Origin of the sequence: Pseudoduganella dura, from assembly GCF_009727155.1 — a bacterium.
In the GTDB taxonomy this organism is placed as follows: domain Bacteria; phylum Pseudomonadota; class Gammaproteobacteria; order Burkholderiales; family Burkholderiaceae_D; genus Rugamonas; species Rugamonas dura.
This window is the reverse complement of the sequence record NZ_WNWM01000002.1, coordinates 4,626,496-4,648,651: the sequence shown is the minus strand read 5'-3', so window position 1 is coordinate 4,648,651 and position 22,156 is coordinate 4,626,496. Positions and strand designations below refer to the sequence as shown.

Genomic DNA, 22,156 nt, shown 5'->3' with positions numbered 1-22,156 from the left:
GCACCGCGGAAGCGGGAGCATCATTCGAGCCTTTCCACTCAGGGCACTGGTCCTTCCTGAGGTGGCCAAGCGTGCAGGTGATGTTGTCGTCCGCAAAACAGTGCGGGTGTCGGCAGCCGTCCATGAACCACCTATTTCTTCTTGGCGCGCTTGGTCAGGCTTGTGGCGCGCGCGGCCTGCAGCTCTCGGAACAGGTGCGTGCCCCACTCGGATGCGCTCATGGCCTTTAAAGCGTCCACGCCGGCATAGGCGCGAAGGAGCGCTGGCTCGATAGCCTTAGCGTCCTGAGGATTCCCAATAAGCGACAGCAAAGGACCACGGCCCTTGGGAGCAGGTGCATAGGCTGCTGCCAGCGAGCGGAATGTTTCCATATGTGTGGAACTGATTGCGTCTTGTACTAGGCTCGCAAATTCGCGTCGGCTAGCGTCCTGACCGCCTTCTCCTACGGAAAGCGCCTGAATTGTCTGTTTCAGCAGGGCTGAGACACTCGCTGGCGAATACGTCGGCACTTGCTCGTGCAGGTCGAGCGCCATCAGAGCGGCTGCTTCGAACAGCGGCAGATCTTGGTAACTCGCATGAGCGCTGGGGGAATACATTGCCTCCTTCCACCATAGGAGGTTTGTACGGCGTTGCAGCCCAGCGGTCGCGGTGCTGAAACTTGCCAGCGCCTCATCAACATGAGTCGAGACCGCGCTGGCCAATGTAGACAACGGCTTACTCAAATCCACAGGGACTGGTGCAAGATCGGTGGCCATGCTCTCAAGCGCTTCTGCGATAACGACGGTCATCCGTTCGGCAAATGTTTGCCCCCAATGCTGGCCTTGGTTGGGCTGATAAGGATTTTGATCCTGCCCTCCCCAAGGTCCTGTCGCAGAAAAAATCTTTGTCTGCATCTCTGTTCGATTGATAGAAGGGGGCTGGTACTCTGCTGGAGCTTGGCTCGGTGACCCGAATTTCAACGGGGCTACCGAAATCATTTCTGGCGTTTCCCATTCGGCCTCCGCACGGGCATCGACTTTAGTTTCAATTTCATTGATAGCGGTGCGCCAAATGTCCGCCTCATCGGCGACTGGGGCATGAGCAAGGGCATTACGCGCAGTATTGACAAACGCTACGGCGATCGCATCGTCCGCGCGGGCTGCCTGCATGATGGCGTCGAGCAGGATGGCACGCAGGATAGCAACGGGTGGGCTACGGTGAGTATTGGAAATTGTCTGCCATTGCTTCTTGAGAGCCTCCATGGCCTCGACGATTGTTGGGTCGGTCGATGCAATTGTTGGGTCGGCCGCCACCATCGTGAGGCTAGACGTTTTCGTGGCAGCCTTGCGCAGTGCAGCAGATATATCTTTGGTAGTCTCCCGCAATTTTTCTAGTTTGCTATCGTCACCACTGAGGTCGATGATGCCGACTTCAAGGAAATTTAACAGAAATTCTTTTGCCATCCCTAGCCTTCCGAACGCGGTAATTAGCTTGCATAATGATATCTATGCAAACTTGGATCATTTCAGACGATGTAGTTACGCCAGCGAGGCAGAGAAGAGCTATAGGTCCTTCTACGCCCAAGTCAAAGTTGTGGTTAGATTATACAGGGAGATTGCTAGAATTTAACCGAAAGTAGAGTCGAAAGACCAAGGATGGCGGCGAAGGTTCCAGACAGGCAGTCCGATGCGCTTTACATGGCAAAATATGCGAGCGCTTGACGTCAGTAATGTTGGCGCTGAATGAGGCAGCTATTGTGACAGCTTCCGGATTGCTGGTAACGAGCCGGCAGCGATTAATCCAGCGGTTCTCAAGAAATCTCCGGCAGCCTACGAGATTTGGCACTGTTTAAATTCCCTAATGACAGCAAGTTGCGCGGCTGGGACTTGTTAAATTTTGGGATGATCGATGTCTGCCATGATTCGCTTGTATCGCATGGAGCAAGCGTATTTCAACAAAAAAACCTTGGCGCAATGCCACTTGTTCCTTTGATGCAATCTATCGTCGAGCTCGAGCACTTTGTTCATCACGCCATCATCGTATAATTGATGCAAAGAGCTCCGAATTATCGAACTGGAGTGCCCGGTTATCGTCAATCTCGGCCGCTTGTTGCAGCATACCAGGTTGCCGAGCCGGAAAATTCATCTACAGTCATGACCGGCAGGAGTCGCCCCATCCGGGCGCTCACGCTCAGTGCTGTCGATTCCAAGATTTGGTGAGGCGCAATGCACGGTGACGCGTGTGCTGCTCACTTTGTCGTGATGCCGATACAATCTCCCCAAGACGGTCAACAATTTCACGGTCAAGGTCTGCTCTATGCTCCTATCCAAGTAAGTGCAAGCACTACCCAATATTTTCTCGTCGGGGGCCGTAGCCCAGCAAGAATGACATCGCGAACAGGAGCCTCGCCATCATAGGTCTCGAATGGCGTTTCAAGCTCGAGCAGTCGCTGCCTAGTATTCATGCCTTTTTCTCTTGAGTGAAAGCTCGTTCCTGGCCGTACCAAGTCGCAGAGCTCAGCACAATAGCTTGCTGAATAAAAAAGTCATGGACTATTACGACATGTTCGACTCGGGTCAGATCCCGACATTCCGATTACCATAACGTTGTCACCGAGACGGATGGCCGGATAACTGTCAGCCAGCATCTGCACTTACGCCAGCCCCGCCAGCTCACCCAAACAACCCATGCAGATACCACCGTGGCTCCGCCTCCTCGTCCCCGCCCGGCAACCGCTCGCGATACACCCAGTAATGCGCATTGTCCTCGCCCTGCGCGATGAAGTAATCGCGGGTCTGCACATCGCTCCACCACCCCGCCTCGATGCGCTCGGCGGCCGAGACCATCCGCAGCGGCGAGCAATAGAACGGCCGGTGGTCGCGCACCAGCAGCGCGATCGGCTTGGGCAATAGCCAGGTGGGTCGCGGCAGGCCGCTCGGCGGCAGGCAGGCCAGGATATCGGCCGCGCGCAGCTTCTGCTGCACGGGCACCCATGCGTTCGCATGCTCGGGTCGGTAATCGGCCCTGGGCGCCGCCTGCAGCACGTTGTCCGCCCCCAGCCGCGCCACCAGCAGCTCGAACAGGCGCCGCCGGTCCTCCACGCCCCCGCCCGGCTCGGGAAACAGCGAATCCGACAGCGGCGCCATCGGCTTGATATGCGGTGCCTGCAGCACCAGCCCGATGACGGGCGCCTCTAGCGCCAGCTTGGCGAGCCGTTCCTTCAGCAGGCGCACCAGGTGATCGTCGCGCCACACCGCCTCGGCCAGCACGATCTCCACCGGCGTGGGCGGCCGCGCCACCCTGCCCCGTTCGTGTTCGAGCAGCAGCGTGATGCGTTCGACGGCCATCTGGCGGGCGTGCAGCCAGCCGGTCATCTGCTGCAGCAGCCGGCACGCGCCGGCCAGCAGCAGGTCCGTGTTCTCGATGCGCCCGAACAGTTCCAGCTTCGCGTGGAACGTGGCCGGCGCCTCGATCCAGCGGAACATCTCGGCCGCGTGGCCCAGTGCCGCATCGAGCACGTCGAGCAGTGCGCGGCCGCAGCGCCGCTGCAGGCCCGGCCGCGGCAGGCGCGCCACGTCCCCCACCGACAGGCAGCCGATGCCTTCGAGCCATGTCATGTAGGGGCGGGCCGGCGGCAGCAGGCTCGCCGGCAATTGGTGCAGCCGGCGCGTCATCTTGTCGATGGCCAGGGACCGCCCGCCGCCGCCGCGCGCGAGCAGCCACGCGCCGCGCGCCGTGGGCGCCACGCCCAGCACGGCCGTGAAGCCCAGCGTGCGCAGGCTCGCGCGCACCAGCGCGCACAGGCGGCGGATGCCGCCGAACAGGCGCAGGCTCGCCCCCACGTCCATCAGCAACGTGGCTTCCTCGCCCTCGGCAACCTGGGGCGTGAACTGCAGCATGGCCATCGCCACCGCGTGGAGCGCCTCCGCCTCCAGCTCCGCCGCGCGTTCGTGCAACTGTATATCCGGCGCCATCATCAGCGCGCCGCCGCGGCGCATGCCTGGCAACACGCCGGCGCGCCGCGCGTCATCCGATGCCGCCAGCACCGCTTCATGGTCCAGCACCGCCGCGCAGGTGTCAGCCGACCAGTTCGGGCAGAACACTTCGAGCGGGAGCCGGGGCAGGTGCAGGCCGATCCAGAGGCGCATGTCGTTGCAGTAAAGAAGGAGTAAGGGGCAGGAACAGTGGCGCATCGCGTTGCGGCCCCCGGCGTTTGACAAAACCGATCTCCAGCCCGCCGGCGACGGGCCGCAGCGCCAGCCGCAACGGTGCCGGCGACGCATCCTGCGCCGCCGCCAGCGGTCGCATCAGGCAGAACAGGGTCTCGCTGCTCTGCGCGGCCAGGTGCAGCCGGCGCAGTGCCTCGCTGCGCACGTGCTGCTGCCACAGCAGCAACGCACCGCAGCAGCCGCTGCGCAGGATCTGTTCGGCGGCCCACAGCGCATCGGTGCTTTTGCCCGTGTTGCGGATCCAGATCAGCCGCGTGGGCGAAATGCCCAGCGCATCGAGCGCCAGCGCCTGCGGCGCATACGGTGGTTGCACCAGCACGATGGGCCGCTCCATTGCCGCCAGGGTCGGCTGCAGCAGGCGCATCTCGCCGATGCCCGGCTGTTGCAGCAGCAATTCCACCAGCGTTCCCGTCGGCCACCCGCCCCCCGGCAGCTGGGTGGACAGTACCGGGTGGCCGGTGTCGACACAGCGGTCGTGCGATTGCGCCAGTTGCGATGCAAGCCAGAGTGAGGGATGCAGCGATTCCGGCGCCAGGATCGTGACTGGAATGGGGGCAGCTTGGGCCATAGGCGATGATGCAAAGAAATACTGTATGCCTATACAGTACTAGCTATGGGACGTTTTGACAATGATATTTTGGCAATCGAACGCGGCCGAATCCGCCTGAAAAGCCGCCCGCATGGTGCGCGCCATTGCAAAGGCGGTATCACCGCCGGTGTTTCGCAAAGAACTCCAGCATCATCCTGCTCGCATCCGGTCCCTTCGCGTGGAAGGCGATCCGCGGATCGCCGCCGCTCCACGCATGGTCCAGCGTATCGACGCGCACCACCCGCAGCACGACCTTGCTGCCGACCTGGTAATCGCGGATCTCGTGCCCGCTGCGCGTGCCGCGCCGCGTCACCTTGACGGGCGCATCGGCCGGCACGCCGTTCAACAGCAGGCTCTGCTGCACGAGCTGCTGCTGGTTCACGGCATGCACCACCGTGTCCGCATCGCCCTGGATGAGGATCGCCGGCATCACCGGAAAATCGGCGCGGCGCGCCAGCACTTCGCGGATGGCCGGCTCGGTGCGCAATCCGCCGCCGTGGCGCATCACGCCCAGCGCGCCCACGGTGCCGTGGCCGGCGCCGAACACGGGACCCGAATGCAGGCCGACCGCGGCGAACAGGTCCGGGAAATTGAGCGCCATGATGTTGGCCATGCCGGCGCCGGCCGAGATGCCGCACACATAGAGGCGGCGCCGGTCGACCGGATACTGCGACAGCACCTTGCCGAGGATGGCCGCCACCGGCTGCACGTCGCCGCCGCCGGCCTGCGTGGACCGGTCGAACCAGCGCCAGCATCGCTGCGCGTGCACGGTGACCGATTGCTGGGGGTACAGCACGGCAAAGCCCTTCTTTTCCGCCACCGCGTTCATCCGCGTGCCCTGCGCGAACTGGGTCGCGGTCTGCTGGCAGCCATGCAGCATTAGCACCAGCGGCCATCCCTTCGGGGGTGGCTCGCCCTGCGGCAGGTAAAGCCAGTACGACATCTGCTGCGCACCGGCCGCGTGGTGCCCGGCCAGCCAGCGGCCCGGCGCCACCGGCACCGCGGCCGGGGTGCGCACCCGCGGCGCCGCCACGGGTGCCTTCTTGACTGGCTGGGGGCGCACCAATGGCACTGCCACGGCCGCCTTCTTGACGGGAGCGGTGCGCACCGGTGACGTCGCCACGGCCGCCTTCTTCGCGGGCCGCTTGCGCACGCTGCTCTTCGGCAAGGCCAGCATGGTGCCGAGCATCTTCACCGCCGCCTTTTGCTGCGCGCTGCCCGCTTTCATCAGGCTGCGCACCAAGCGCGCGCCGGCATTCCGTTTGGCCATGCTTCCTCCGTTTTCGTCGGCCCGCATGCCATGGCAGCAGGCCACACTGTTGAACTCCGGTAAGGGCGCAAAACATCCGCTTGCGCTATTCTGGCATGCGCACCGCCGGGTTATCCATGGCGGGCTTTCCACGAACCGCATTACCCGATGCATCACAGGAGACCAACATGAGCTATCTCGACCGAGACCCGTTTGGCATGTACCGTGACCGCGACAACGACGGCCCAGGCCCGCACCTGATGGGCGCCGATACGCTGATGGGCGAAGATGTGTACAACCGCCAGGAAGAAGACCTGGGCGACATCAAGGAAATCATGATCGACATGCAGTCCGGCAAGATCGCCTATGCCGTGCTGTCGTTCGGCGGCATCCTGGGCATGGGCGACAAGCTGTTCGCCGTGCCATGGCAGGCACTGCAGCTCGATACCGTCAACAAGCGCTTCATCCTCGACGTGGCGAAAGAACGCCTCGAAAACGCGCCCGGCTTCGACAAGGACCGCTGGCCGGACATGGCCAGCGCCGAGTTCGGCAGCCAGGTCAGCAGCTTCTGGGGCGGCGCCGCCAATGCGCTGCCGGGCCAGATGACATCCACCGGCAGCGTGATGGGCACCGGTTCTTCCACGATGCAGAGCAGCTCCAGCTTCGGCCAGAGCCAGTCCGGCAGCCTGTCGGGCGGTTCGGGCAGCCTGTCCGGCGGCTCCGGCAGCAGCATGGGGGGCAGCAGCGGCCTGTCCAGCCAGAGCGGCAGCCTGGGCAGCGGCACCGGCCTGGGCAGCAACAGCCTGGACCTGGGCCGCGGCGACTCCGACCTGACCGACAAGAACGTCAACCAGGTGGGCGGGCTGTCGAACCAGAACACCAGCATCGATCCGAACAGGAAGTTCTAACCGCCGCGGCACCATGCGGTAATGAAAAAGCCCCGCTTTCGCGGGGCTTTTTTTCATTATCGTTGCATCGATTCCCACACTTTGAAGAGCCGCTTGACCGACACCGGCATCGGCGTGCGCAACTCCTGCGCGAACAGCGACACGCGCAACTCCTCCAGCATCCAGCGGAACTCCACCAGCTTCGGATCGGTGTTCTTGCCGGCCGATTTGTCGCGCGCCACGCGCAGGTAAGGCTGGGCCGCCTGGTGCCATTCGGCCATCGATTTCGCATCGCGGGCCGGCTCGGCGCGCAGTTTTTCCAGCCGCACGTTCATCGCCTTCAGGTAGCGCGGGAAGTGCGCCAGCTGCGCGAACTCGGTATCGAGCAGGAAGCGCTTGTGCACCAGGCCCTTCAGCTGTTCCTGCATGTCGGCCGCGGCCTGCGGGTTGATGCCCTGCAGCCGCTTCGGCAGGCCGTGGAACTCGGTGAGCACCTGCGACACCAGCCGGGCGATCTCGTTCACCAGCAGCACCAGGCGCGATTTTCCCTCATCCTTGCGCTTGTTGAACGAGGCGGCGTCGGTCGGCAGCGGGTCCTGCAGGCAGGCGATGTCGATCGCCTTGGCGATGATCTGGTCGCGCAATTCCTCCTGCGTGCCCATGCTCATGAACTGCATGCCCATCTGCTGCAGGTTCGGGATGCTTTTCTCGACGAACTTGATCTGGTCCTTCATCTGCAGCGCGAACAGGCGGCGCAGGCCGATGCGGTGCGTGCGCGCGGCCACGTTCGGGTCGTCGAACACTTCCAGGTCGCAGTGCGATACCTTGTCCACCAGCGCGGGGAAGCCGATCAGCGTCAGCTTGCCCTGCACGATTTCCAGCAGTTCCGGCAGTTCGCCGAACGTCCATGCCGTGATGTTGGTATGGGCGGACGCAGGTGCCGATTGCGACGACGACGCCGGCTGTACCGGCGCGGGTGCCGCACCCGGCATGCCGCCCGCCTTCACTTCGCCGGCGATGCCGCCATGCCCGCCATTCCTCGACCTGGCATCGCCCAGCTGTGCCAGCGAAGCGCTCGACGCGGGCGGCGAATTCTCCGCCATCTTCTGGAAGCTTTGCCGCGCCTGCGCGCCGTACTCCGCCTGCAGCGTGGCGAGGTTGCGGCCCATGTCCAGCTGGCGGCCGTGCTCGTCGATCACCTTGAAGTTCATGAAGTGGTGCGCCGGCAGCTGTTCCGGCTTGAAGTCGCCGGTGAGCACCGTGATCGTGATCTGCTCGCGGATATCGGCGATGATCGCGTCGACCAGGTCGCCGCGGCCGAACTTGTCCGCCACGCGCTCGCAGAACTTCTGCGCATACTCGGGCAGCGGCACCATGTGCCGGCGCAGCTTCTGCGGCAGCGATTTCAGCAGCAGGTGCACCTTTTCCTTCAGCATGCCCGGCACCAGCCATTCGCAGCGTTCGCGCGACAGCTGGTTCAGCGCGAACAGCGGCACGTGCAAGGTGACGCCGTCGCGCACGGTACCCGGCTCGAAGTGATACGTGAGGGCCATCTCCACGCCGGCCGCCAGCAGCTTCTTCGGGAACAGCTCGGTCGTCACGCCGGCCGCCTCGTGCCGCATCAGGTCTTCCTTGACCAGGTACAGCAGTTTCGGATCAAGCTGCGTGGCCCCCTTGTGCCAGGATTCGAAGCCGGCGCCGTTGACCACGTCGTGCGGAATGAGCTTGTCGTAGAACGCCTCGATCAGCTGCTCGTCCACCAGCACGTCCTGCCGGCGCGACTTGTGTTCGAGGTTCTCGATCTCCTTCACCAGCCGGTGATTGTGCGCGAAGAACGGCGCGCGCGTGTCGTAGTCGCCCGCCACCAGCGCATCGCGGATGAATATCTCGCGTGCCTCGGCGGGGTTGTGCAGCGCGTAGTTGATGCGGCGCTGGCTGTAGATCGTCAGCCCGTACAGCGTGGCCTTCTCGCTCGCCGTGACCTGCGCCGGCCGCTTCTCCCAGCGCGGCTCGCCCCACGATTTGCGCAGCAGGTGGGCGCCGATCTTTTCGATCCACTCCGGTTCGATGCGCGCGATGGTGCGTGCGTACAGCCGCGTGGTTTCCACCAGTTCGGCCGCCATCACCCACTTGCCCGCCTTCTTGCCCAGCGACGAGCCGGGCCAGATATTGAACTTGATGCCGCGCGCGCCCAGGTAGCCCGGGTCGTCCTCCATCTTGAAGCCCACGTTGCCCAGCAGGCCCGTCAGCAGCGCCATGTGGAATTGCTCGTAGGTGGCCGGCGTTTCGTTCATGCGCCAGCCCTGCTCCTTCACCAGCGTGAGCAGCTGCGAATGGACATCGCGCCACTCGCGCAGCCGCACCTGCGACAGGAAGTTGGCGCGGCAGTTGTCCTGCAGCTGCCGATTGGTCTTCTTGTGCTCGATGGCGTCCTCGAACCAGCGCCAGATCTTTATGTAGCTCAGGAATTCCGATTTTTCGTCGGCGAACTTCTGGTGCGCCTGGTCGGCGGCCTGCTGGTGCTCGATCGGCCGGTCGCGCGGGTCCTGCACCGACAGCGCGCTTGCGACGATCAGCACCTCGGTCAGGCACGTGAACTCCTGCGCGGCCAGGATCATCCGGCCCACGCGCGGATCGAGCGGCAGCTTGGCCAGCTTGCGGCCCAGGTTCGTCAGCCGGTTGTCGTCGTCGACGGCGCCCAGTTCCTGCAGCAGCTGGTAACCGTCGGCGATCGCGCGCGCCAGCGGCGGCTCGATGAACGGGAACGTTTCGACATCGGCCAGGTGCAGCGACTTCATCCGCAGGATGACGGAAGCGAGCGACGAGCGCAGGATTTCCGGATCGGTGAACTTGGGCCGCTTGTTGTAGTCGTCCTCGTCGTACAGGCGGATGCAGACGCCGTCGGCCACGCGGCCGCAGCGGCCGGCGCGCTGGTTCGCCGCCGACTGCGCCACCGGCTCGACCTGCAGCTGCTCGACCTTGTTGCGGTAGCTGTAGCGTTTTACACGCGCCGTGCCGGCATCGACCACGTAGCGGATGCCCGGCACCGTCAGCGACGTCTCGGCCACGTTGGTGGCCAGCACGATGCGCCGCTGGTTCGTGGTGCGGAATACGCGGTCCTGCTCCTCGACCGACAGGCGGGCGAACAGCGGCAGGATTTCCACGTGCGGCGGATGGTGCTTGCGCAGGGCCTCGGCGGCATCGCGGATTTCCCGTTCGCCCGGCAGGAACACCAGCACGTCGCCGGGACCGAGGCGGCACACTTCATCGACACCGTCGACGATCGCGTCCATCAGGTCGCGCTTGTCGCGCGCGGCGGCCGCGGTGCGCAGCTGTGGCTTGGCGGCGTTGACGCCTTCGGGCAGCGCGACGGGCTCGCGCTCCACCGGCCGGTAGCGCACTTCCACGGCGTACAGGCGGCCCGATACCTCGATCACCGGTACCGGCGGCTTGCCCTCCTGCGTGAAATGGCGGGCGAAGCGCGCCGCGTCGATCGTGGCGGACGTGATGATCACCTTCAGGTCCGGCCGGCGCGGCAGCAGCTGCTTCAGGTAGCCCAGCAGGAAGTCGATGTTCAGGCTGCGCTCGTGGGCTTCGTCGATGATGATCGTGTCGTAGCCCTTGAGCAGCGGGTCGGTCTGCGTTTCGGCCAGCAGGATACCGTCCGTCATCAGCTTGACGTAGGCGCCGCGGTGCAATGTGTCGTTGAAACGCACCTTGTAGCCCACGTGCTCGCCCAGCGGCGAATTGAGTTCCTGGGCGATCCGCTTGGCCGTCGACGACGCGGCGATCCGGCGCGGCTGCGTGTGGCCGATCAGGCCCTTTTGCCCGCGGCCCAGCTCCAGGCAGATCTTCGGCAGCTGCGTGGTCTTGCCGGAACCCGTTTCGCCGGAAACGATGACGACCTGGTGTTTCTTCAATGCCTCGGCGATCTCGCCGCGCCGGCCCGATACCGGCAAGTCCTCCGGGAACGTGATCGGCGGCAGCGGATTGCGGAACAGGCGCTCGGCATCGCGCGCGGCGATCTGTTCGGGCGTGGGCTTTTCCCGCGTGCCGCCGCCGCGGCGCTCGCCGGCCGGCCGGTCGCCGCTGCCGGCGGCGTTCTCGCGGCGCGGTTCGCGCACACGCGGCTGGTTTGCCTGCTTTTCATTCGTGCGCGGCTGGCCTGCCCGCGTTTCATTCGTGCGCGGCTTGCTTGCCCCCGCATCGTTGGTCCGCGGTGGATTTGCCCGCGCTTCATTCGTGCCGGCTTGCTCCTTGCGGGCTTCGTTCGATGTTGCGGGAATGGTGCGGGAGGGCTGCTTGATGGCTTCAGACATTGTTTTTACAAGGTTTTAATGCGAGTTTTACTACGAATGCCGCGCAGCGAATTATAATGCGGCGCATGGAAAACCCTGTCGAATTCGTCCAGTGGCTGCGCTCCGTCGCGCCTTATATCCACGCCTTCCGCGGCAAGACCTTCGTGGTCGCCTTTCCCGGTGAACTGGTATCGGCCGGCGCCCTGCCCGTGCTGGCGCATGACCTGTCGCTGCTGCACGCGCTGGGCATCAAGGTCGTCGTCGTGTACGGCTCGCGGCCGCAGGTCGCCGAACAGCTCGCGCTGCGCAACGTCGAAGGACGCTTCCACAACGGCATCCGGGTCACCGATACCGCCGCGATGGAATGCGCCAAGGAAGCCGCCGGCGAGCTGCGGCTCGATATCGAAGCCGCTTTCAGCCAGGGCTTGCCGAACACGCCGATGTCGAACGCGGCGATCCGTGTCATATCCGGCAACTTCGTCACGGCGCGCCCGCTGGGCGTCATCGACGGCGTGGACCTGGAACTGACCGGCATCACCCGCAAGGTCGATGCCGAAACGATCCATTCGATCCTGGCCGCCGGCGGCGTGATCCTGCTGTCGCCGCTGGGCTTCTCGCCGACCGGCGAGGCCTTCAACCTGACGATGGAAGACGTGGCCGTGTCCGCCGCCGTGGCCCTGCATGCGGACAAACTGATCTTCATCACCGAGACCGAGATGCTGCGCGACCTGGCCGGCACCGAGATCCGCGAACTGTCGTCGCACCAGGCCGAAGCCGTGCTGCACGCGAATTTCCTGTCCCCGGAGAGCGCATTCTACCTGCGCCACTGCATGAAAGCCTGCAACAACGGCGTCGAGCGTTCGCACATCGTGCCCTTCGCGATGGACGGTTCGGCCATGCTGGAACTGTTCACGCACGATGGCGTGGGCACGATGATCAGCCATGAAAACCTGGAAAGCCTGCGTCCTGCCACAATTGAGGACGTCGGCGGAATTATCAAGCTGATCGAACCGCTGGAAGCGGACGGCACGCTCGTCAAGCGGGGCCGCGAACTGATCGAACGGGAAATCAATTATTTTTCCGTCATCGAACACGATGGCGTGATCTTCGGCTGCGCGGCGCTGTATCCGTTCCCGGAAGACAAAATGGCCGAAATGGCATGCCTGACCGTCAATCCGGAAGTGCAGGCCCAGGGCGACGGCGAACGGATCCTGAAGCACATGGAAAACCGCGCGCGCGCCTCCGGCATCACGAAACTGTTCGTGCTGACCACGCGCACGGCGCACTGGTTCATCAAGCGCGGCTTCGTGCCCGCCAGCGTGGATGCGCTGCCGAAAGACCGCCAGCGCATGTACAACTACCAGCGCAAGTCGCAGGTGCTGGTGAAGACGCTGTAGGGAAGCGCCAGCCAATTTCCCAATACGATTTACAATGCTGGTTTCTGCACACTGAGGAGCACCCGCGATGGCCCGTACCGTCCACTGCATCAAACTGAACAAGGAAGCCGAAGGCCTCGACTTCCCGCCGTATCCCGGCGAACTGGGCAAGAAGATCTACGAATCCGTGTCGAAAGAGGCCTGGGCGGCCTGGCTGAAGCACCAGACCATGCTGGTCAACGAGAACCGCCTGAACCTGGCCGACGTGCGCGCCCGCAAGTACCTGGCGACACAGATGGAAAAGCATTTCTTCGGCGAAGGCGCCGATGCCGCCCAGGGCTACGTGCCGCCACCGGCCTGAGCATTGCCTGCCCAACAAAAAACGGCACCTTCGGCTGCCGTTTTTTGTTCCAGGGCCGCCGTTTTTTTCAAAACCCAAGTGCAGACCCCGGGGTCAGCGAGCACGGACGCTCGTGGTGACGGGGGCCGTCCCCGGCAGTTGCCGCCGGAGCAAGCAGGCCTTACCAGCTCAGCGTCTTCACGCCCTCGGCGGTACCCAGCAGGCACACGTTGGCGCCGCGCGCGGCGAACAGGCCCACGGCGATCACGCCGACCATGCCGTTGATGGTATTTTCCAGCGCCACCGGATCGGTGATCGACAGGCCGGCCACGTCGATCAGGTGGCCGCCGTTATCGGTGACGAACGGCTCGTCGGTGCCCGGCTTGACGCGTACTTTCGGTTGGCCGCCCAGTGCCACCAGCTGGCGGAACACGGCGTTGCGCGCCATCGGGATCACTTCGACCGGCAGCGCGAACTTGCCCAGCGTTTCCACCAGCTTCGAACCGTCGGCGATGCAGACGAACTGCTTCGACACGGAGGCCACGATCTTCTCGCGCGTCAGCGCAGCGCCGCCGCCCTTGATCATCGCGCCGGAAGCGTCGATCTCGTCGGCGCCGTCGATGTACACGGCGATCGATTCCACGTCGTTCAGGTCGAACACGGCGATGCCGTGGCCCTTCAGGCGCGCGGCCGTCGCTTCCGAGGAAGCCACGGTGCCCTTGATGCGGTCCTTGATGACGGCCAGTTCGTCGATGAAGAAGTTGGCGGTCGAGCCGGTGCCGACGCCGATGATTTCGCCGTCGACCACGTAGCCGATGGCGGCGCGCGCCACGGCCTGTTTCAGTTCGTCTTGAGTCATGATGATGAAGTAGGTGGGAATGTTGAATCGGGGGCCGCTATTTTAGCAGCGCACCGGGCGGCCTTTGTGGGAAAATACCCAATCCTCACAAGCCGGCCAAACAGAAAAATGACGTCTACCACAGCTGTCCCCCCCGCCTCCCCGGTCCCCGGCGGTACGCCAACCGTTCTCATCGTCGACGACAGCCGGGTTTCCCGCCTGGTGGCGCGGCAGTACATCCTCTCGCTGCGCCCCGACTGGACCGTGGTGGAAGCGGGAACCGGCGAGGAAGCGCTGGCCAGGGCGCCCGAAGCGCAGCCACAGCTGGTGCTGATGGACGTGAACATGCCGGGCATGGGCGGCATCGCCTGTGCCGAAAAGCTGCGGGCGTTGCTGCCCGATGCGCATATCTCGCTGCTCACCGCCAATGTGCAGGACGCCACCCGCAACCGCGCCAGCGAAATCGGCGTCGGCTTCATGGAAAAGCCGATCACGCCCGAACGCATCGAGCGCCTGGTCGCCCTGGTGCGCTGAAATGATCGCGCTGAGCGAACTGGAACACGACGCGCTGGTCGAGATCTTCAACATCGGCGTCGGCCAGGCCGCCGCCGCCATGAGCGGCATCGTCAACGAGGAAGTCACGATGTCGGTGCCGTCGATTACCTTCCTCAGCCGCAGCGATGCGGCCCAGTTGCTGGAAGAAGCGCACCGCAGGGACCACCTGGCCACCGCCGGCCACGGTGGCAGCGAACGCATCTGCGGCGTCAGCCAGCATTACGAGGGCGCCTTCTCGACCGAGGCGCTGCTCATGTTTCCCGAGGATAAAAGCCTCGAGATCGTGCGCCTGATGGTGGGCGAGGCGGTGCCGCTGGCCGAGCTGTCCGGCATGGAGCAGGAGGCGATGAGCGAGATCGGCAACATCATCCTCAATTCCTGCGTGGGAACGCTGGCCAACATCTTCCAGCACGAGCTGCATGGCTCGCTGCCGGTCTACCACGTGGGCTCCAGCGACGAGATCCTCGATGCCACCGGCACCCGCGCCGATACCGTGGTGATGATGCTGCATATCGACTTCATCCTGGAGAAGCACCAGATCCACGGCTACGTTGCCTTCATCCTCGACGTGACCGCCCTCACCGACCTGAAGGACCAGATCGACCGCTACCTGCAACGCGCGATGGGACCGCACTGAGGATGCAGCAACCCTTTCGCCTGCCTTTGCTGGAAAGCGTGCTGGAAGCGGTCAGCGCCGGCGTGGTCGTCGTCGACGCGGCGCACCGTATCGTGCTGTGGAACAAGTGGATGAGCCGCCATTCCGGCTGCGCCGCCCACAAGGCGCTGGGCATGGACCTGTTCGAGCTGCTGCCGGAATTGCGCGGCGGCCGCGTCGAGGCGGCCGTCACGCAGGCGCTGGCGAACAACTTTTCGTCGCTGCTGTCGCCCACGCTGAACCGCGCGCCGTTCCCGCTGTACTCGAACCCGGCCGCGATTGCGCGCGGCGAACGGATGCAGCAGGCCATCGCCGTCACGCCGCTGGCATTTCCCGCCGGCCAGATGGGGCCCGACGCCGGACAGGCCATTCCCCATTGCCTGATCCAGCTGAACGATGTCAGCATGGCGGCCAGCCGGGAAAAGCTGCTGCGCGAACAGACCGAACTGCTGCGCATGCAGACGTTCTCGGACGGCCTGACGGGCATCGCCAACCGCCGCGCATTCGATGCCGCGATCGACCGCGAAACGCGGCGCGCCAAGCGCAACGGCACCGTGCTGTCGCTGCTGATGATCGACATCGACCACTTCAAGCCCTACAACGACCACTACGGCCACCAGCAGGGCGACGGGTGCCTGATCCAGGTGTCGGGCGCGCTGCAGGCGCTGCTGCAACGCTCGGTCGACATGCTGGCCCGCTATGGCGGCGAGGAATTCGCCGCCATCCTGCCGGACAACGATGCGGGCCAGGCGCTGCGCATGGCCGAGGCGCTGCACGAGCGTGTGCTGAAGCTGGCGATCCCGCACGCGCACGCGGCCGGGCCGCTGAAGCAGGTCACCGTCAGCATCGGCGTGGCCACGCTGCTGCCGGGCCAGCCGGCCTCGCCAGCCGCGCTGATCCGCGCCGCCGACGGCGCGCTGTACGCCGCCAAGCGCCAGGGGCGCAACCGCATCATGGTTGCGCAGCCCGAAGAAACCGCGCCCTGACCGGGAATCCGACTGATTCGTGGTTGCGCAGCCGGAGGCAACGACTGCCTGATCAGCGCAGCTGCAGGATCTCGCGGTCGATTGCCTTCAGTGTCACGGTTTTCTCCACGCCGCCGCGCTTGACGGCCTCCTTCGGCATGCCATACACCACGCAGCTTTCCTCGTCCTGCGCCACGGTGCGGGCGCCGGCCTTGCGCATTTCCAGCAGGCCGGCGGCGCCGTCGTCGCCCATGCCGGTCATGATGATGCCCAGCGCGTTGGCACCGGCCTGCTTTGCCACGGAGCGGAACAGCACATCCACCGACGGCCGGTGCCGGTTCACCAGCGGGCCGTCGATCACGTCCACGCAATAGCGCGCGCCGTCGCGCCGCAGCAGCATGTGGCGCCCGCCCGGCGCGATCAATGCGCGGCCCGGCAGCACGCGGTCGCCATGCTGCGCCTCGCGCACCTCGATCTGGCACAGCTTGTTGAGCCGGTCGGCGAACGCCGCCGTGAATTTTTCCGGCATGTGCTGCACGATCACGATCCCCGGCGTTACGCGCGGCAGCACCGCCAGCACCTCTTCCAGCGCCTGGGTCCCCCCTGTGGAGGTGCCGATCGCCACCACGCGCTCGGTGGTCTGCAGCGGTGCCCGGGCCTCCAGCCCCGGCGGCAGGATCGCGTCCGCCGTGAGCTTGGCGGGCGCCTGGGCCGGCGTCGCGGCGCGCTGGGCGAGCCGGCGCACGTTGACCTGGGCGGCGGCCCGCACCGCGCTCACCAGCTCGGCGGCGCTGTCGTTCAGGAAGTCCTTCAGGCCCAGCTTCGGCTTGGCGATCACGTTCACGGCGCCGGCCGCCATCGCGGCCATCGTGGTCTGGGCGCCCTTCTCGGTCAGCGTCGAGCAGATGATCACCGGCGTGGGCCGCTCGGCCATGATCTTCTTCAGGAAGGTGATGCCGTCCATGCGCGGCATTTCCACGTCCAGCACGATCACGTCCGGCCACTGCTGCTTCATCCGCTCGATCGCCAGCAACGGGTCCGATACCGCGTGCAGCAGCCGGATGCCGGGAGCCGCCGCCAGCATTTCGCCGACGATCTTGCGCACCACGGCGGAATCGTCGACGACCATCACATTGATAGGATTCATAGATATCCAGGGAGCCGCGCACCCGCACCGCGAAAACCGCCAGCGTAACGCATGCGGGCCCGGAACTGCTGTCCGCTAGTGGTCCTTGCCTGCTTTCCGGTACACCGACGGCATCACCGGCTTTACCGCGTCGCTGATCTCGTGCAGGCTTTCGGAATGGCCGATGAAGAACTGCCCGCCCGGCTTCAGCCGCGACGTCACGCGGGCGACCACCTCCCGCTTCGTATCGGCATTAAAGTAGATCATCACGTTGCGCAGGAAAATCACGTCGTACATGCCGAGGTCGGACGGCAGCTGGGTGTTCAGGTTTACCTGCCGGAACTGCACGCGCTGGCGCACCGCCCGGTCCACCAGCAGCGTGCCCTCCTGCTCGCGGATGCCTTTCAGGCAAAAGCGCTTCAGGTAGTCTTCCGGCACGTGCACGGCGCGCTCCAACGGGTAATGCCCGATGCGGGCGCGCTGCAGCACGCGGGTGCTGATGTCGGACGACATTACTTCCCACGGTGCGTTGCCCAATGTGTCCGCCAGCACCATGGCGATGCTGTAGGGCTCCTCGCCGGACGAACAGGCCGCGCTCCATACCCGGAACGGCCCGCTGCCGGAGGCCCCGTGCGCGCGCGCCGCCTCCCGCAGCAGGTCGAAATGGCGCGACTCGCGGAAGAAGTAGGTCTCGTTGGTGGTCAGGAGGTCGACCGCGACCTGGGTCTCGTCCGCATGCCGACCGCCCGCCAGCAGTTCGAAATAGGCTTCGTAGCTGTCCAGCCCGAAGTGGTGCAGCCGCTTGGCGAGCCGCCCGCTGACCAGCGCTTTCTTCGCGTCCGACATCGTGATGCCGGCGATATCGTGGATGAAACGCTGGAAGTGCGCGAACTCGCGCTCGCTGATCGCGACCGCGTTCATGCGGCCTGCGCTTCGGCCAGCTCCGGCAGCATGGCCAGGGCATCCAGCGCCAGCACCTGCGCCACGTTCAGCAGGATCACGAACTTGCCGTTCACCTTGGCCATGCCGCCGATGAAGTCGCCGCGGATGCGAGTGCCGAACGACGGAGCCGGCTCGATCTCCGCCAGCGCGATATCGAGCACGGCGCTCACGGCATCGACCACCACGCCCGTCACCTGCCGCTCGCCATCGCCTTCCAGTTCGACGATGACGATGCAGGTGCGCTTGCCCGGCACCGCCAGCGGCCGGCCGAAACGCGCCGCCAGGTCCATCACGGGCACCACGGCGCCGCGCAGGTTGATCACGCCGCGGATCGATTCGGGCATCATCGGCACTTCGGTGATGCCGGAAAACTCGATGATTTCCTTCACCGCCATGATGCCGATGCCGAACGATTCGCCGCCCAGCATGAAGGTCAGGTATTGTGCGGCCCCGGTTGCCGCCGCGCTGTCTTGCTTGGTGTGCTTCATGATCGGTCCATCAGAAATTGGTGAAGTTCTTTTCGTCCAGCTCGCCATGCGTGGCGAAGCCGTCGGCCCGCGCCGCGCCGCCGCGCCGTGCCGGCCGCGCGCTGCCATGGCGAACCTTGGCAAGCACCCGCGCGCCATCGTTGCCGGCCAGGTGGAAGAAGCTCATCGCCTGCTGCAACTGCTCGGCCTGGCCGCTCATTTCCTCGGCCGTTGCCGCCAGTTCCTCGGAGCTGGAAGCGTTCTGCTGCGTGCCCTGGCTCATCTGGCCCACGGCCGCGTTGATCTGGCCCACGCCGGCCGACTGCTCTTCGGAAGCGGCGGTGATTTCCTGCACCAGGTCGGATGTCTTGCGGATGTTCGGCACCATCTGGTCCAGCAGGTTGCCGGCCCGTTCGGCCAGTTCCACGCTGGACGTGGCCACTTCGCCGATTTCCTGCGCCGCCACCTGGCTGCGCTCGGCCAGCTTGCGCACCTCGGCGGCCACCACGGCAAAACCCTTGCCGTGTTCGCCCGCACGCGCAGCCTCGATCGCCGCGTTCAGCGCCAGCAGGTTGGTCTGGTAGGCGATATCGTCGATGATGCCGATCTGCTTGGCGATCTGCTTCATCGCCGTCACGGTGGCCTTGACGGCTTCGCCGCCTTCGGCCGCTTCGCGCGCCGCCTGGGTGGCCATGCCATCGGTGACGCGGGCGTTCTCGGTGTTCTGCGAGATCGATGCCGTCATCTGTTCCAGCGATGCCGAGGTTTCCTCGACGCTGGCGGCCTGCTCGGAAGCGGCCTGCGACAGCGACTGCGCCGTGGCGGAAACTTCTTCCGACGCCGAGGCCAGCGACTGCGCACTCTGGTTCACGTCGCCCACGACCCGCGCCAGCTTGTCCATCGTCCCGTTCGAATATTCCTTCAGCTTGCCGAACGCGCCGTGGTATTCCTTGTCGATGCGGGTGGTCAGGTCGCCTTCGGCCAGCGCCGCCATCACGCGCACCACGTCGTCGATGCTGCCGCCCGTCGTCGTGACCAGCTGGTTCAGGCCGTCGCCCATCTCTTTCTGGAAGCCTGCCATGCCGGCCGTGTCGACGCGCACGGCGAAGTCGCCGCGGTTGGCCGCCTCGATCACGGTGCGCTGGCCGGCGATCACCTGGCGCAGCTTGCCCACCATCTGGCTCACGGCAAACAGCATGCTGGTGGTGTCGCCCTTGCGCGTGACCACTTCGCCGGACAGGTCGCCATCGGCGATGCGCTTCATCAGTTCGGCCGCATAGGCCGGTTCGCCACCGAGCGTGCGCGTCAGGCTGAAGGTGATCCACCATGCCATGCAAATACCCAGCAACACTGCCAGGGCACCCAGCATGATCATTTGCGTACGGGCGCTGGTGTATTCCGCCGCTGCTGTCTTACCCAGCTCGGTCGTCAGCTTGTCCTGGAACTCGATCATTTTTTCGAGCTTGTCGATGTACGCTTTCTGGACCGGCTCGATCTGGGTTACCAGCAGCACGCGCGCTTCCGCGCGCTTGCCTTCGCCGGCCAGCCGGATGAACTGGTCCTGGATGCCCAGGTACTTCTGGCGCTGGTCCATCACTTCGTCCAGGATCGCCTGGCCTGTCGGCGTATTGATGCGCTTCTTCAGGTTTTCCAGGTTCGTGCGCAGCGCGGTGCGCCCGTCATCGATCAAGGCCAGTTCGCGGCGTGTCGTCTCGGCATCCTCGGTGATGACGACATTGCGCATTGCAATCGCGATCTGGTGAAGACTGCCGATCAGCGTATTGCTGATCACGACCTTCGGATAACGGTCGTTGACCATGCCGTCGACGTTGTTGTTGACGCTCGCTAGGCTGCGAATGCTCAGCAGCACGATGGCCGCCAGCAGGATGCTGACGACGCCGAAGCCGAGGGCCAGGCGCACACTTACTTTTAGATTGCGAAACATGTTGGGTCTCCTTGCGGCTCCCGCCGCGGGCTGAAATAAATCAGAAATGGTTTTTAGGATGCGGTTCTAAAATCGGGTGAAGCTGGCTTCGTCCGGCCCGTGGGCCGCGAACGCGGGTGCGTTCATGCCCAGGCTTTCCGGACGGCGTTTCGACGCGGCCGCGGTGCGCGACGGCGGGCGGCGCGAACTGCCAGCGGCGGCTTCCAGTTTGAAGAAGCTCATGGCTGCCTGCAGCTGCTCGGCCTGGCCGCTCATTTCCTCGGCCGTTGCCGCCAGTTCCTCGGAGCTGGAAGCGTTCTGCTGCGTGCCCTGGCTCATCTGGCCCACGGCCGCGTTGATCTGGCCCACGCCGGCCGACTGCTCTTCGGAAGCGGCGGTGATTTCCTGCACCAGGTCGGACGTCCTGCGGATGTTCGGCACCATCTGGTCCAGCAGGTTGCCGGCCCGTTCGGCCAGTTCCACGCTGGACGTGGCCACTTCGCCGATTTCCTGCGCCGCCACCTGGCTGCGCTCGGCCAGCTTGCGCACCTCGGCGGCCACCACGGCAAAACCCTTGCCGTGTTCGCCCGCACGCGCCGCCTCGATCGCCGCGTTCAGCGCCAGCAGGTTGGTCTGGTAGGCGATGTCGTCGATGATGCCGATCTGCCTGGCGATCTGCTTCATCGCCGTCACGGTGGCCTTGACGGCTTCGCCGCCCTCGGCCGCTTCGCGCGCCGCCTGGGTGGCCATGCCGTCGGTGACGCGCGAATTCTCGGTGTTCTGCGAGATCGATGCCGTTATCTGCTCCAGCGATGCCGAGGTTTCCTCGACGCTGGCGGCCTGCTCGGAAGCGGCCTGCGACAGCGACTGCGCCGTGGCGGACACTTCTTCCGACGCCGAGGCCAGCGACTGCGCGCCGGCGTTGACATCGCCGACCACCTGCGTCAGCTTCGCGATCATCTGGCTCATCGCCTGCAGCAGCTGGCCCGTCTCGTCGCGCGAGGTGCTGTCGATGCGCACGGTCAGGTCGCCCTCGGCGAGGCTGTTGGCGGCATTGACCGCCTGGCGCAGCGCGCGGGTGACGGACAGCGTGATCGACGCGCCGATGACGATGGCAAGCAGCAGCGCGCCGCCGGTCATCAGCATGACGGTGGTGCGGGTGTCCTCGTAGGTGTGGCCCGCGGTCTCGGTGAGGTCCTGCATCAGCTTGCCCTGGTGCTTGATCAGCGCGTCCAGGGCCTGGATCAGTTCCCGGTTGGCGGGCGCGTAGTCGTTGCTGACGAAATCGGCGCCCTGCTGGCGATCGGCACGCACCAGGGCATAGAACTTGTCGTACCTGGTGTCCAGTGCCGCCCGCTTCTCGGACACGGCACGCAGCAGTTCCTTGCCACGCTCGGAGAACACCACTTTCTCCATGTCGGCGATGCGGCGCACCGTATCGGCACGCATGCCCTCGATGCTCTTGCGGTGGCGCTCGACTTCGGTGTCGCTGTTTGTCAGCAGCATGCCGCGCATATGGCGCCCGATATCGATCGCATCGCGCACCATGTCCTGCGCCACGATCACCTTCGGATAGGCCTCGCCGGTGATCTCGTCGGTCACCTTGTCCATGTCCGCCATGCGTGTGATGGCCAGGGCCGCGACGCCCAGCAACAGCAGCAGCAGCACGCCGAAGCCCAGTCCGAGGCGTACGCCGATTTTCAAGTTCTTAAGCACGATGGCTCTCCAGGATCAGTA

General features: G+C 64.9%; 17 protein-coding genes. 6 read left to right on the top strand and 11 right to left on the bottom strand.

The window, feature by feature from the left end; translation table 11 throughout:
• Window positions 1-131: 131 nt before the first annotated feature.
• From GJV26_RS20310 to GJV26_RS20295, 4 genes are all read right to left on the bottom strand, one after another.
• Window positions 132-1,442 (bottom strand): GTPase-associated system all-helical protein GASH, encoded by a 1,311-nt coding sequence (locus tag GJV26_RS20310; protein WP_155710557.1) that lies wholly within the window; start codon window positions 1,440-1,442, stop codon window positions 132-134.
• Window positions 1,443-2,651: 1,209 nt separating this feature from the next.
• A complete protein-coding gene (locus GJV26_RS20305) occupies window positions 2,652-4,127 on the bottom strand; it encodes a Y-family DNA polymerase (RefSeq protein ID WP_155710556.1) in 1,476 nt (491 codons plus the stop codon).
• A complete protein-coding gene (imuA, locus tag GJV26_RS20300; protein WP_155710555.1) occupies window positions 4,057-4,776 on the bottom strand; it encodes a translesion DNA synthesis-associated protein ImuA in 720 nt (239 codons plus the stop codon). The genes GJV26_RS20305 and imuA overlap by 71 nt, the downstream gene beginning before the upstream one ends.
• Before the next feature lie 139 nt (window positions 4,777-4,915).
• Window positions 4,916-6,067 carry an extracellular catalytic domain type 1 short-chain-length polyhydroxyalkanoate depolymerase gene (locus GJV26_RS20295; protein WP_173346237.1) on the bottom strand — a complete coding sequence of 384 codons (1,152 nt, stop codon included), beginning with the start codon at window positions 6,065-6,067 and terminating at the stop codon, window positions 4,916-4,918.
• Between the two features lie 167 nt (window positions 6,068-6,234).
• On the opposite strand from GJV26_RS20295, the gene GJV26_RS20290 reads away from it, so the two are divergent.
• Window positions 6,235-6,954 carry a PRC-barrel domain-containing protein gene (locus GJV26_RS20290; RefSeq protein WP_155710554.1) on the top strand — a complete coding sequence of 240 codons (720 nt, stop codon included), beginning with the start codon at window positions 6,235-6,237 and terminating at the stop codon, window positions 6,952-6,954.
• Between the two features lie 56 nt (window positions 6,955-7,010).
• Here GJV26_RS20290 and hrpA read toward each other — a convergent pair whose 3' ends face one another.
• Window positions 7,011-11,252 (bottom strand): ATP-dependent RNA helicase HrpA, encoded by a 4,242-nt coding sequence (gene hrpA / locus GJV26_RS20285; protein WP_155710553.1) that lies wholly within the window; start codon window positions 11,250-11,252, stop codon window positions 7,011-7,013.
• 65 nt (window positions 11,253-11,317) lie between these two features.
• Here hrpA and argA point away from each other — a divergent pair, with 65 nt between their 5' ends.
• Both argA and GJV26_RS20275 read left to right on the top strand, forming a co-directional pair.
• On the top strand, window positions 11,318-12,628 hold the full coding sequence (gene argA / locus GJV26_RS20280; RefSeq protein ID WP_155710552.1) for an amino-acid N-acetyltransferase: 1,311 nt from the start codon (window positions 11,318-11,320) through the stop codon (window positions 12,626-12,628).
• Window positions 12,629-12,695: 67 nt separating this feature from the next.
• On the top strand, window positions 12,696-12,968 hold the full coding sequence (locus tag GJV26_RS20275) for an oxidative damage protection protein (protein WP_155710551.1): 273 nt from the start codon (window positions 12,696-12,698) through the stop codon (window positions 12,966-12,968).
• Between the two features lie 160 nt (window positions 12,969-13,128).
• Here the strand turns inward: GJV26_RS20275 and rpiA are convergent, their stop codons facing one another.
• Window positions 13,129-13,806: a ribose-5-phosphate isomerase RpiA gene (rpiA, locus tag GJV26_RS20270; protein WP_155710550.1), complete on the bottom strand. Its 678-nt coding sequence runs from the start codon at window positions 13,804-13,806 to the stop codon at window positions 13,129-13,131.
• 108 nt (window positions 13,807-13,914) lie between these two features.
• Between rpiA and GJV26_RS20265 the strand changes: the two genes are divergently transcribed.
• Genes GJV26_RS20265 through GJV26_RS20255 form a run of 3 tightly spaced genes read left to right on the top strand, consistent with a single transcriptional unit; the run spans window position 13,915 to window position 15,981 of the window.
• Window positions 13,915-14,319 (top strand): response regulator, encoded by a 405-nt coding sequence (locus GJV26_RS20265; RefSeq protein ID WP_155710549.1) that lies wholly within the window; start codon window positions 13,915-13,917, stop codon window positions 14,317-14,319.
• 1 nt (window position 14,320) lies between these two features.
• On the top strand, window positions 14,321-14,977 hold the full coding sequence (locus tag GJV26_RS20260; RefSeq protein WP_155710548.1) for a chemotaxis protein CheC: 657 nt from the start codon (window positions 14,321-14,323) through the stop codon (window positions 14,975-14,977).
• 2 nt (window positions 14,978-14,979) lie between these two features.
• The gene (locus GJV26_RS20255; protein WP_155710547.1) at window positions 14,980-15,981 is read left to right on the top strand and encodes a sensor domain-containing diguanylate cyclase; all 1,002 of its coding nucleotides are present in this window, start codon (window positions 14,980-14,982) and stop codon (window positions 15,979-15,981) included.
• Between the two features lie 52 nt (window positions 15,982-16,033).
• Here the strand turns inward: GJV26_RS20255 and GJV26_RS20250 are convergent, their stop codons facing one another.
• The 5 genes from GJV26_RS20250 to GJV26_RS20230 form a co-directional block, all read right to left on the bottom strand.
• Entirely contained in the window at window positions 16,034-17,107 is a 1,074-nt protein-coding gene (locus tag GJV26_RS20250) for a protein-glutamate methylesterase/protein-glutamine glutaminase (protein WP_155710546.1), read from the bottom strand.
• A 75-nt stretch (window positions 17,108-17,182) separates the two neighbouring features.
• Complete coding sequence (locus GJV26_RS20245; RefSeq protein ID WP_155710545.1) at window positions 17,183-18,007, bottom strand: CheR family methyltransferase; 825 nt, start codon at window positions 18,005-18,007, stop codon at window positions 17,183-17,185.
• Complete coding sequence (locus GJV26_RS20240) at window positions 18,004-18,516, bottom strand: chemotaxis protein CheW (RefSeq protein WP_155710544.1); 513 nt, start codon at window positions 18,514-18,516, stop codon at window positions 18,004-18,006. Before GJV26_RS20240 ends, GJV26_RS20245 begins: the two co-directional genes overlap by 4 nt.
• Before the next feature lie 10 nt (window positions 18,517-18,526).
• Entirely contained in the window at window positions 18,527-20,440 is a 1,914-nt protein-coding gene (locus GJV26_RS20235) for a HAMP domain-containing methyl-accepting chemotaxis protein (RefSeq protein ID WP_155710543.1), read from the bottom strand.
• A gap of 66 nt (window positions 20,441-20,506) precedes the next feature.
• Entirely contained in the window at window positions 20,507-22,135 is a 1,629-nt protein-coding gene (locus tag GJV26_RS20230) for a methyl-accepting chemotaxis protein (RefSeq protein WP_189441931.1), read from the bottom strand.
• Window positions 22,136-22,156: the final 21 nt, after the last annotated feature.